10 protein-coding genes are annotated in these 11,842 nt (G+C 66.2%); 1 reads left to right on the top strand and 9 read right to left on the bottom strand.

Features of this window, described 5'->3' with window-relative positions:
• Positions 1-132: 132 nt before the first annotated feature.
• From nadC to K8M09_RS05075, 4 genes are all read right to left on the bottom strand, one after another.
• Positions 133-1,038 (bottom strand): carboxylating nicotinate-nucleotide diphosphorylase, encoded by a 906-nt coding sequence (nadC, locus tag K8M09_RS05090; RefSeq protein ID WP_160784968.1) that lies wholly within the window; start codon positions 1,036-1,038, stop codon positions 133-135.
• A 38-nt stretch (positions 1,039-1,076) separates the two neighbouring features.
• The gene (locus K8M09_RS05085; protein WP_160784969.1) at positions 1,077-2,675 is read right to left on the bottom strand and encodes an L-aspartate oxidase; all 1,599 of its coding nucleotides are present in this window, start codon (positions 2,673-2,675) and stop codon (positions 1,077-1,079) included.
• A 174-nt stretch (positions 2,676-2,849) separates the two neighbouring features.
• Positions 2,850-3,929: a quinolinate synthase NadA gene (gene nadA, locus K8M09_RS05080; protein WP_160784970.1), complete on the bottom strand. Its 1,080-nt coding sequence runs from the start codon at positions 3,927-3,929 to the stop codon at positions 2,850-2,852.
• A gap of 165 nt (positions 3,930-4,094) precedes the next feature.
• Complete coding sequence (locus tag K8M09_RS05075) at positions 4,095-5,330, bottom strand: MFS transporter (protein ID WP_160784971.1); 1,236 nt, start codon at positions 5,328-5,330, stop codon at positions 4,095-4,097.
• A 300-nt stretch (positions 5,331-5,630) separates the two neighbouring features.
• On the opposite strand from K8M09_RS05075, the gene K8M09_RS05070 reads away from it, so the two are divergent.
• Positions 5,631-6,623 carry a magnesium transporter CorA family protein gene (locus tag K8M09_RS05070; protein ID WP_160784972.1) on the top strand — a complete coding sequence of 331 codons (993 nt, stop codon included), beginning with the start codon at positions 5,631-5,633 and terminating at the stop codon, positions 6,621-6,623.
• A gap of 30 nt (positions 6,624-6,653) precedes the next feature.
• Here the strand turns inward: K8M09_RS05070 and vapC are convergent, their stop codons facing one another.
• The 5 genes from vapC to K8M09_RS05045 form a co-directional block, all read right to left on the bottom strand.
• On the bottom strand, positions 6,654-7,052 hold the full coding sequence (vapC, locus tag K8M09_RS05065) for a type II toxin-antitoxin system tRNA(fMet)-specific endonuclease VapC (protein WP_160784973.1): 399 nt from the start codon (positions 7,050-7,052) through the stop codon (positions 6,654-6,656).
• Positions 7,052-7,285, bottom strand: coding sequence for a type II toxin-antitoxin system VapB family antitoxin (gene vapB / locus K8M09_RS05060; protein WP_160784974.1), 234 nt, complete (start codon positions 7,283-7,285; stop codon positions 7,052-7,054). The genes vapC and vapB overlap by 1 nt, the downstream gene beginning before the upstream one ends.
• 79 nt (positions 7,286-7,364) lie before the next feature.
• Positions 7,365-8,210 (bottom strand): MOSC domain-containing protein, encoded by an 846-nt coding sequence (locus tag K8M09_RS05055; protein WP_160784975.1) that lies wholly within the window; start codon positions 8,208-8,210, stop codon positions 7,365-7,367.
• A 78-nt stretch (positions 8,211-8,288) separates the two neighbouring features.
• Positions 8,289-8,942 (bottom strand): HD domain-containing protein, encoded by a 654-nt coding sequence (locus K8M09_RS05050; RefSeq protein ID WP_160784976.1) that lies wholly within the window; start codon positions 8,940-8,942, stop codon positions 8,289-8,291.
• 36 nt (positions 8,943-8,978) lie between these two features.
• Entirely contained in the window at positions 8,979-11,825 is a 2,847-nt protein-coding gene (locus K8M09_RS05045; RefSeq protein ID WP_160784977.1) for a DUF2339 domain-containing protein, read from the bottom strand.
• Positions 11,826-11,842 lie beyond the last annotated feature (17 nt).

Genomic DNA, 11,842 nt, shown 5'->3' with positions numbered 1-11,842 from the left:
ACATTCAGCACAGGCTGAGTCGAAAATGGTGTTTTTCCGGGAGCCGGAGCGCAGCGTACTGATGGTACGTGAGCACCGGAAGCACGGAAAAACGCCATTTGCAGACCGGCATGGGCTGAATGTCGCGCGGGCCTAGCGCACCACGACATCGAGGCCGATGTCGAGCGTCGGCGCGGCCATGGTGATCTTGGAGGTCGAGATGTAGTCGACGCCGGTTTCGGCGATGGCGCGGATCGTCTTGAGGTTCACATTGCCGGAGGCTTCGAGCTTCACGCGGCGCGGATCGGCGGCATAGGCCGCATCGGCAAGGCCGGCGCAGTCGCGGTTGATCTCGACGGCGCGGCGCAGGAGTTCCGGCCCCATATTGTCGAGCAGCACGACATCCGGCTGCGCCTCCAGCGCCTCCTCCAGTTCCTCCAGCGTCGTCACCTCCACCTCGACCTTCACGAGATGGCCGGCAAAGGCGCGCGCGGCGCGAATGGCACCGGCGACACCGCCGGCAACGGCGATATGGTTGTCCTTGATGAGGATGGCATCGTCCAGCCCGTAGCGATGCGACGAGCCGCCGCCCATGCGCACCGCATATTTCTCCAGCGCCCGCAGCCCCGGAATGGTCTTGCGCGTGCAGCAGACCTTGGCCGGCGTATGGGCGATCTCCTCGGCAAAACGCGCCGTATGGGTGGCGACGCCGCACAGATGCATGAGGAAATTGAGCGCCACCCGTTCCGCCGAAAGCACCGCGCGCGCGGGGCCGGAAACCCTTGCGATCACCGTACCGGGCGACAGCCGGTCACCATCCTTCACGAAGGCGTCGAAGCGGATCGCCGGATCCATCAGCCGGAAGGCCGCGCGGGCAAGCTCAAGCCCGGCGACGATACCGTCCTCGCGCGCATTCAGCTCCGCCTCCGCCACCATCTCCGGCGCGATGGTCGCCTGGCTGGTGATATCGCCGGCCCTGCCGAGATCTTCCGAGAGCGCGGCGCGGACCTGCTCCTCAACCATCAGCGGCGAAAGCACGGGGAGATAGGGGGTGGTCATGGCTTGTCCTGTTCCGTTTCAACTCGATGACGGCGGCGCTACGCCGCCGCCGTTTCCGCCAGTTCCGCCACCACCCTGTCGGCATCGGCGAGGGTGAGGAAGGTGCGGTGCTTCCACTCTGCCTTCTGCTCGGGGAAGTCCGAGCGGAAATGGCCGCCGCGGCTTTCTTCGCGAAGGTATGCGCCGGCGGCGATCAGCTTGGCGGTGGTGACGATGTTATGGAAGCGCATGCGGCTGTTCTCGCGCTCCAGCACCGCGATCTCGCGGATGGCGGCGGAAAGGCCCTCGCGGGTGCGGATGACGCCGGCCCGGTCGCTCATGATGCGGCGCAGGCGCGTCAACGCGGGGCTGTCCTCGATGGTCACGAGGTCGTCGCTCTCGCCGGCATTCTTGCCCCAGTCGTTGATCTTCGGCTCGGGCAGCATGCCCTTGATGTTCTCCGCGATGCGCGCGGCGAAGACGACGGCTTCCAGCAGGGAGTTGGAGGCAAGGCGGTTGGCGCCATGCACGCCGGTGGAGGTGACCTCGCCGGCGGCCCACAGGCCGTCGATGGAGGTGCGGCCTTCCGCATCCGTCAGCACGCCGCCCATGTGATAATGCACGGCGGGAACGACGGGGATCGGCTGGGTGACCGGGTCGATGCCGGCGGCCTTGCAGGAAGCGTAGACCGTCGGGAACATGTCGGGGAAATGCGCGCCCACGGCCCTGGTGCAATCGAGGAACGCGCCACGGCCGGCCTGCACTTCGGCGAAGACGCCGCGCGAGACGATGTCGCGCGGGGCAAGCTCGCCGTCCGGGTGGATATCCAGCATGAAGCGGTGGCCGGCGGAATTGACGAGATGCGCGCCGTCGCCGCGCAGCGCCTCGGTGGCGAGCGGCGCGGGATCGCGGCCGATATTGATGGCGGTCGGGTGGAACTGCACGAATTCCGGGTCGGCGATGATCGCGCCGGCGCGGGCGGCCATGCCGACGCCCTGCCCGCAGGCCTCCCACGGATTGGTGGTGACGGCGAAGAGATGACCGACGCCGCCCGAGCAGAGCACCACGGCGCGGGCGGGGAAATGCACGCGGTTCTTCGACTGGCCGGCATCGGGCCTCGCGACGACGCCGGAAATGAAGCGGCCCTCGCGCACCAGTTCCTCGACGACGTAGCCTTCCAGCACGCGGATCGACGGCGTGTTGCGCACGGCGGCGATCAGCGCCTCCATGATGGCCTTGCCGGCCATGTCGCCCTTCACACGCACGATGCGGCGCTCGGAATGGGCGGCCTCGCGCGAGAGCAGCAGCTTGCCTTCGAGGTCGCGGTCGAAGGGCACGCCGTATTCGAGCAGATCGTGAATGCGCACCGGGCCTTCGGAGACCATGAAGCGCGCCATCTTCTCATCGACGATGCCGGCGCCGGCCTCCAGCGTATCGGCCACATGCTTGTCGAAGGTATCGCCGGGGCTCATGGCCGCCGCGATGCCGCCCTGCGCCCAGGCGGAGGATGCGCCCTGCCCGATGGGAGCGGCCGCGAGGATCGTCACGGGGCGCGGCGCGAGCTTCAGCGCGCAGAACAGGCCCGCAAGCCCGCCGCCGACGATGACGATATCGTCGATGCCGTTCCACGATTGCGGGCGGAAACTTTCCATGGGCATTTGTCTTTCCTCCGACGTTGCGGCTCGCGGCCTGCCCCTCACCTGCCTGCCGGCATCCCCTCCCCGTAAACGGGGAGAGGAGGGAAAACCTCACCGTTCTGCCTCTTCTCCCCGTTTACGGGGAGAAGGTCCCGGCAGGGGGATGAGGGGCGGCACGGAGCGGCCCACGCCACGCTATTGCTTCAAGTTCACCATCCGCTCGACGGCAAGGCGGGCGCGGTCGGCGATCGCCGGATCGACCAGAACCTCCTCCGTCATGTTCACAAGGCTGTCGAGGATCTTCGGCAGCGTGATGCGCTTCATGTGCGGACAGAGGTTGCACGGTTTGACGAAGTCGACATCCGGCAGCTCGGCCTGGATATTGGAGGCCATGGAGCATTCGGTGACGAGCAGCACGCGCGAGGGACGATTGTCCTTCACATAATTGATCATGCCCGAGGTGGAGCCGGCGAAATCGCAGACGGCAATGACGTCCGGGTGGCATTCCGGGTGGCCGATGATCTCGATGCCGGGATGGACCGCCTTGTAGGCGAGCAGCTCCTGCGGGGTGAAGCGCTCGTGCACCTCGCAATGCCCCTTCCAGGTGAGGATTTTCTTGTTTGTCTGCTTGGCGACGTTCATCGCCAGATATTCGTCCGGGATGCAGAGCACGGTGTCGCTCTCCAGGCTCTCGACGACCGCAAGCACATTGGACGAGGTGCAGCAGATATCCGTCTCCGCCTTCACATCCGCCGAGGTGTTAACATAGGTCACCACCGGCACGCCGGGGTAGCGCTGCTTGAGCAGGCGCACATCCGCGCCGGTGATCGATTCCGACAGCGAGCAGCCGGCCCTTGCATCCGGGATCAGCACGGTCTTTTCCGGGTTCAGCAGCTTGGAGGTCTCGGCCATGAAATGCACGCCGCACTGGATGATGATCTCGGCATCGACCTTGGTGGCGTCGCGGGCGAGCTGCAACGAGTCGCCGACGATATCGGCGACGCAGTGGAAGATTTCCGGCGTCTGGTAATTGTGCGCGAGGATGACCGCGCCGCGCTCCTTCTTCAGCCGGTTGATGGCGGCGACATAGGGCGCGTAGACCGGCCATTCGAAGGCGGGGATGAACTGCTTGACCTTCTCGTAGAGGTGTTCCGTCTCGCGGGCGATCTCGGGCGTGAAGGTGAGGTCCGGTTTCTCGATGACGCCGAAGCGCTCCGCGGCGCTGAGCGGACGCGCGCCTTCGGCTTGCGCCACATGCTGGGCCAGAACGGTCATGGAACCCTCCTCCTGCGCCGTTTCCGGCAGCTTCGCTATTTTGCTCAACTTGAGCATAATAGCCTTAAAAGAAAACCGGCATGGCCGGTGCTTCAGATTTAGAAACTTTTGTGACGCTTTGCAAGAAGCCCCGCCGAATTCCTTCCGGCGGGGCTGATGTTCGGCTCAGGCGGCCGCCGGGCGCGGAACGCCCCGCTCCTCGATGGGCCAATGCACGACGGCCGCGAAGAGGCCGAGCGCGACGCCCAGCCACCAGACCGGATCGTAGGTGCCGAAATGGTCGTAGAGATAGCCGCCCATCCACACGCCGAGGAACGAGCCGACCTGATGCGACAGGAAGACGATGCCGCCGAGAAGGCCGAGATGCTTCGTGCCGAACATGATGGCGACGAGGCCGTTGGTCGGCGGCACGGTGGAGAGCCAGAGAAGGCCCATCACGATGGCGAAGATGACGACCGAGGCCGGCGACTTCGGCAGCAGGATGAAGGCGGAGACCGCGACCGACCGGGCAATGTAGATATAGGCGAGGAAGTAAGGTTTCGAGTAGCGCTGGCCGATGAAGCCGGCGGCGAGCGAGCCGATGATGTTGAAGAAGCCGATCAGCGCCAGCGCGATCACGGCGTAGCGCGCATCGATGCCGATATCGCCGAGATAGGCCGGAAAATGTGCGGTGATGAAGGCAACCTGATAGCCGCAGACGAAGAAGCCAGCGACCAGCAGCAGGTAGCTGCGGTGGCCGAGCGCTTCCTTCAGCGCCTCGCCGATAGTCTGCTTGTATTCGCTGGCGGCGGTGATGCCGGAGGAGGAATTGCCGCGCAGCGGAATGGCGATCAGCGGCACGAGCAGCATCAGCATGCCGAGATAGACGAGGCTGTCCGACCAGCCATAGGCGCTGATGAGGCCCTGCGACAGCGGCGCGAAGAGGAACATGCCAGCGGAACCGGCCGCCGTGCAGATGCCGAAGGCCATGGAGCGCTGGTCCGGCGTGACGTTTCGCGCGAAGGCGGAAAGCAGGATGCCGAAGGAGCCGGCCCCGACGCCGAGCCCCACCAGCACGCCGCCGCCGACATGCAGCCAGAGCGGCGAGGTGCCGAGCGACATCAGGAAGAGGCCGAGCGCATAGACGAGGCCCGAGACGAGCAGCACGCGCCAGGTGCCGAACTTGTCGGCGATGGCGCCGAAGAACGGCTGGCTGACGCCCCAGGCAAGGTTCTGCAACGCCATGGCGAGGCCGAAGGTCGTGCGGTCCCAGCCGGTATCCTGCAGCATGGGCAACTGGAAGAAGCCCATGGCCGAGCGCGGGCCGAAGGTGAGCACGGCGATCAGCGAGCCGGCGACAATAATCAGCCAGGGCATGGGCCGGCTGGCGGCGGGCGCCGCGACTGTGGATGGGGCGGACATAGGCTTCTCCCGGATTCTGTGCGCGAAAGCTACGACGGGAGATCGATGAACGAAAGCGAATTTAATTGACCGCGCGATCAACGGGATTGATGAAACAATCCGATTCAGCATCCCGGCGGATGTGCTTGACGCGGCAGCATTTTGGGCGCATGCCACCCGCAGGTGTCATACGGCGCCAACATTAACCCGGATAAGATCAATGGACCCCGACAGTCGACTATCGAGAGCAATCGAAAGACCTGTCCGGTAGCGACTTCAGCTTCGCTCCGGGCGGCGCGAACGCCCTCAAAGGAGTGAAGCATGTTGCAGATCTATGCCCGCAAGGCTGACCGCTTTTGCCTGCGCGAAATTTCCAACCCGGCCATCGAGCAGGCGATTTCCCCCGCCCTGTGGTACGACCTCCTCAGCCCCACGCTGGAGGAAGTGCGGGAGGTCGAGGCCGCCCTGCACATCTCCATCCCGACGCGTGAAGAGATGGAGGATATCGAGCTTTCCGCCCGCCTCTACCAGGAAGACGGCGCGGCCTTCCTGACGATGACGGCGCTGACCAATCTCGACAGCGACGAGCCGGCCAAGATGCCGGTGACCTTCATCCTGCATGGACCGACGCTGGTGACGGTGCGCTATGCGGACGCCAAACCCTTCTCCGTCTTCTGCCATCGGGCGCTGCGCGGCAACGGCCACAGCTACGAGACCGGTGAGGATGTCATGCTCGGCCTCATCGAATCCGTCATCGACCGCATGGCGGACGTGCTGGAGCGGCTCGGCAACGAGATCGACGTGCTCTCGCACGAGGTTTTCCGCAGCAAGAAGGCGACGTCGAGCAAGAAGACGCGCGACCTGGAGGCCGTGATCGAACAGCTCGGCCGCAAGGGCGATTTCCTCAGCGGCGTGCGCGAAAGCCTCGTTTCCGTCTCCCGGCTCGCGGCCTATCACGCGGCGATAGAGACCCCCGCCCGCCGGCCGTCGAAGGAAATCCGCCAGCTCGTCAAGCTCGTGCAGCGCGACGCCTCCTCGCTCGGCGACCACGCCGCCTTCCTCTCGGGCAAGATCAACTTCCTGCTCGACGCGACGCTCGGCCTCATCAATCTCGAGCAGAACCAGATCATCAAGATCTTCACCGTCGCCTCGGTCGTCTTCCTGCCGCCGACGCTGGTCGCCTCGGTCTACGGCATGAATTTCGAGCTGATGCCCGAGCTGCAATGGCACCTCGGCTACCCCTGGGCCGTCGGCCTCATGGTCCTCTCGGCGCTTGTGCCGTTCCTGTATTTCAAGCGGCGGGGGTGGGTGTGACATTCCCGCCCGGCAGGCGGCAAGGGACGGTTACAGCCAGTTCTCGGCCCTTAGCCCCGGCATGCGCGCAAACTCCCTGAGATTGTTCGTCACGACGATCAAGCCTTCGCTGCGGGCATGGCCGCCGATCTGCATGTCGTGCGGACCGCATGGCGTGCCGGCCCTTTCAAGCTCCGCCCGAACCTGCCCGTAATGCGCGGCGGCCCTGGCCGCGAAGGGCAGAACCTCCAGCCGCGCGACAAAGTGCTCGATCGCCATGAGGTTCTCAGCCCGGCGCGCCGATTTTTCCGCGCCGTAATGCAGTTCCGCGAGCGTGATGCTCGATATGCAAAGCTGCTCCGCCAGCGCGTTGAACTTCTCGCGAACCGCAGGCGGATAGGTCTTCATCACATAGATGCAGATATTCGTGTCGAGCATATAGGCCAGCATCAGAAGGACTCGCGTTCTTCCGCCGCCGGCTGCTCCCGCTCGGGCATGAAATCGTCGCTGACGCGCGGCCCGTTCAGGAAAAGATCGTCCCATCTCTGGCCCTGCGGAACGATGACGCGGCTGCGGCCGATCTTGAGAACATCGACCACATGCACGTCCTCCGGGAAGGCGACCGCCTTGGGAAGGCGCACCGCCTGACTGCGATTGCTGGTGAAGACAGTCGAATTGGCCATATCGCACGCTCCCGTGATATCCCGATGGGATATACATAATACCCCACTGTCAGGATCACAAGATAAACGATGACGAGGCTCAGGCGCGAACCTTCATCGGCCAGCGCTCTTCCCGCGTCTTCACCACCCGCACCGCGTCTCCAAGGCGCACTTCCCCCTCGCCGCGCGGCACCGCGTTCCAGCCGAAAAGCACGCCGGGCACGCGGCGGTCGGCGGACATGCGTTTTTCGGCGAGGCCCTGGATGGGGTTGCCGCCGATGCGCTCGCCGGTCATCTGGTCCTGCGTGGTCATGATGCAGCGGGCGCAGGGTTTGACGAAATCGAAGACGACGCCGTTGATCTCGATCGCTTCCCAGAGGTCTTCCGCCCAGGGATCGTCGCAGGAAACGAGGATATTGGTGCGGAAGCGGTCCATGCCGACCGGCTCCTGCCCCTTGGCGACGAGCGTGCGGTTGAGATCGGCCAGCGAGCCGGTCGTGGTGACGAGGACGGGGAAGCCGTCCGCAAAGCAGACGGGGGCCGGGGCGCCGGCCCAGTCCTCGCCCTCGGCGCGGTGCGCCAGCGCATCCATATGCACCAGCTTGACCGGGCGGGCGAGCCAGTCCGACAGGACATCGTTCACGGCCTCATCGGCGACGGCGGCGTTGACCGCGCTGTCCCAGACGGTCACGTCGAGGCGGTCATCCGGCTCGAAGCTCGCGAGAAGCTGGCGGCCTTCCATTTCCAGCAGAAGGCTTTCGCCGACCGCGGTCGCCTCGACGCGGGCGAGCGGCTGGAGTTCGCGCTGGGTGATGAAACGGCCGTCCGGCTCCACGACCATATAGCGCCGGTCGCCGGCAAGGCCGTCGAGGCGGATGGTCGCGCTTTCGACCGGGATGGCGCGGCCGCTCTTCAGCGGATGGATATTGAGGCCTTCGACCTGCATGGGGCGACCTTTCCTGACGCTATGATTCAACGCTTTGCCGAACCGATTCAATCCGGCGGCACAAAAGCATGTTTTTCTTCAGATTTCATCCAGAAGCATGTCACGGATCGCCCGGAGGCGCTGCGTGCGGTCCTTCGCCATCCGCGCGCCCGCCGCCGTCTGGAAGCCGTCCGCGAGCCTGAAGAGTTTGACCTCGAAATGATCGATGGCGAAGGCCTTGTCGTCCAGCGGGCGGTGCTCGGCAAGCGGATCCAGCGGATCGTAGAGGCCGCTGCCCATGCGCCCGGCAATGTAGAAGCAACGCGCCGCGCCCACCATGCCGATGGCGTCGAGCCGGTCGGCATCCTGCACGATCCTCGCCTCCAGCGTTTCCGGCGGAATACCGGCCGAAAAACTGTGGGTGAGGATGGCGTGAGAGACGGCCGCCACATCCGTTTCGCTCCAGCCTTCGGCGGCGAGCAGGCCGGCGGCCTTTTCGGCGGCAAGGCGCGAGGCCTCGGCGCGCAGCGGCGAATTCTTCTCCACGGCCACGCAATCGTGCAGCAGCACGGCGGCGGCCAGAAGGCGCAGGTCCCCGCCCTCCTCCGCCTGGATGCGGCGGGCGCTCTTCCACACGCGGATGAGATGCGCGGCATCGTGCGAGCCGTCATCGGCGGCGAAGGCCTGCGGCAGCAGGCGCTCGGCAAGGTCCGCAAGCGGCGAGAAGGCGGCGGCGAGGCAGGCGAAGGACATGAGCGATCCGGACTTGAATGCTCCAGACCTAGCCTGTCAGGACGACACGTTCAATTCCGCCTTTTCGCCCGTCCCGGACTTTCCCGAGAGGATCTTCTGGTAGAACAGGCCGATGCCGATGAGCACCGCGCCGAGGCCGATGAAGGAGAGCGCGCGCAGGATGCCTTCAAGGTTCGACATGTCGATGAGGAAGACCTTGACGACGGCGATCAGCACGAGACCGGCGGAGGCAAGGCGGATGCTCCTGGAATCGACCTTCGAGCCAACCGCCAGCAGCAGCACGCCGAGCAGCAGCCAGACGACGGAATAGGTGTAGGTTTCCGGCTGGAGGAAGCCCTTCCATTCCGCGATGCTTTCACCATGCCAGTAGCGGCGCACGCTGAGCGTGACCCAGGCGAAGACGAGCGCCACGCCGGACAGCGCGAGCATGACGACATAGGGCAGCGGCCGGCGATCCCGCGCATACCAGGCGAGGCCGCCATAGGCGATACCCGGCAGCAGGTAGCCGACGAGCAGGAGATCGAAGAACGGCCATTTGCCGAGCAGTTCGCCGGTCAGATAGGGATTGAGGCCGATGAAATGGGCGCTCAGCACCGACAGGACCGAAAGCCCGCCCACGACCATCGAGCCATAGCGGAAGACCGGGCTCGGCGATTTCAGGTCGAGCGACATCATGATCGCCGAGGCGCCGATGACCAGCAGCGTATAGACCGACTGTTCGCCGAGCGTCGGCGTGGAACTGTCGAGCACACCGCCATTCATGCCGTGGCGCACGAGGATCGCGGCGGTCAGCAGCAGGAAGAGGCTGGCGAGGGCCTGAAGAAGATTGCGGATGCGCTCGCCCGGCCAGCGGCGTAGTTCGAAGGCCGAGAGCGCGAGCAGCGCCGCCGGTATGCCGTAACCGGCGAGAAGCTGGTTGAAGACCGGCGTTTTCGACAGGTTCGCCGCGCCGACGATGGTCGGCTCCCAGCCGATCCGGCCGGCGACCACGGCGGCGGCGGCGGCCATCAGCCAGGGCAGCACCGGCCAGCGGCGAAGGCGCGTGGCGTAGACGGCGACAGCGCCGAGAAGCGCGATGCCGAGCGTGGTGACAAGGCCGTCCGTCAGGGCATGCAGCGCCAGAACGAGGAAGGCGAAGCCGCCGGCGGCGAGCGTCCATTGCGGGATGAAAAGCCCTTCCCCGCCCTCACTCCGCCCGCGCGAAAAACCTTCCGCCGCGGCGAGGAAGACGAGGCCGAACACGACCGCGAGCAGGCCGTGCTTCGGATCGAAGGAGAGATTGCCGAGATTGAAGAAGCTGACGGCGAGGATGGCGAAAGGCACGGCCGGAGCAAGCAGGCTCCATATCGCGGCGAAGGGAGCGGAGCCGGCCAGCCGCAGGCGCACGGCGGCAAGGCCCACGGCGGCATAGGCGACGGCGAGCAAGAGGAGCAGATTGGCGGGAACCGAGCCGAGGACGGGAACCGGGAAGGGCAGCGGTTCGCTGCCATCCAGCGTCGGCGGCGCAAGATTGGTAAAGTCGCCGATCAGCCCGGCAGCCGGCAGGCCGACCATCCGCACCGTGCCGACGACGGCGACGATGGCGGAGAGGATCGCCGGATAGACGGCCCAGCCGCGCAACGCGCCGAGAACGGCGAGCGCGAGGACGACGATGGCAAAGCCATGGTCGGCGGAGGCGACCGTGGGGACGGTGCTCGCCAGCATCAGCGCCGGGAAGCCCATGGCGAGCGCGCCGGTGAGCGACACGGCGACGGCAGGCGGGGTGAAGAGGCGGTCGAGTGGGGCGATCGAGGCGACGCCCGGCTCGGGCGGCCGGTCTTCCGCCACAAGGCCACCGGGCCAGATCAGGCCGTGGCCGAGGGCAAGAACGAGCATGGCCAGCAGGACCGGCATCGCCTCGGCATTGTCGGCCCCGGCGAGATAGAGCAGCGCCCAGAGCGCCATGCCGGCATTGGCGAGCGCCGGCACGACCTGCCAGCCACGGATGCGGGAGGCCGCGAAGGTGGCGAGCCATGCGACGGAGAGGAAACCGAAGAGGCTCCAGGGGCTCGGATCGCTGGTGGAGACCAGAGCGGGCGTCAGCATGGAGGCAAGGAGGCCGAGGCCGGCAAGCGCCTGCCCGTGCAGCAGCGACAGGCCGATCGTCGCGAAGGCGACGATGGCAAGCAGCGCGAAAGCGGCGGGCGCGCCGAGATAACCGTAGAACGCGTGGGCGACATAGGTGACGGCGAAGAGCGTGATGGACCCGGCGGCCGTCAGCACGCCCGGGATCATGGCGTTCTGGAAGGCATTGGCGATGAGCGGCTGGGTGCGGCGGCGCACGAATTCGCCGACCGCCATCAGCACGAGGCCGAAGGCCGCCGCCAGCGACAGCCGCACGGCGGGGCTGAGCAATCCCGCCTCGATGGAATACTTGACCATGAAGATACCGCCGAGCGCGAGCGCGATGCCGCCGACCCAGACGGCCCAGCGCGCGCCGATGCGGCTCTCGAAGCTTTCCTTCGGCCTTGCCGGCGCGGCGGCGGGCACCGTGACGGTCTTCTCCGCCTTTTCGCCCTCCGCAGCGGCCTGTGCAGCGACAGCGGGCGCACCGCCGAAGATGGCGCGGCCCTTCCCGGCCTCGCTCGCCGTCGCGGCGGCCCAGGGGCTGGAGAATTCCTCCTGCTCCGATGGCTCCGCATCTTCCGGCACTGCGGACGAGACCGTTTCCGGGGCGGCTTCGGCCACCGGCGCGGGCGGCGTGGACAAGCCGCCGGCCTTCAGCGCCTCGACCTCCGCCTTGAGGCGCATCACCTCCTCGCCAAGCTTCTGCGCGCTACCGCGCGAGGCGTTGAGGGTATAGAGGGCGAGGCCGATGGCGACCAGCGAGAGGATTTCCAGCATTGCGACTCCAGAACGGC

The sequence above is a fragment of the Shinella zoogloeoides genome, from assembly GCF_020883495.1.
GTDB classification, from domain to species: domain Bacteria; phylum Pseudomonadota; class Alphaproteobacteria; order Rhizobiales; family Rhizobiaceae; genus Shinella; species Shinella zoogloeoides.
Note: the sequence above shows the minus strand (reverse complement) of the source record. Positions and strands in the feature narration are given on the sequence as shown.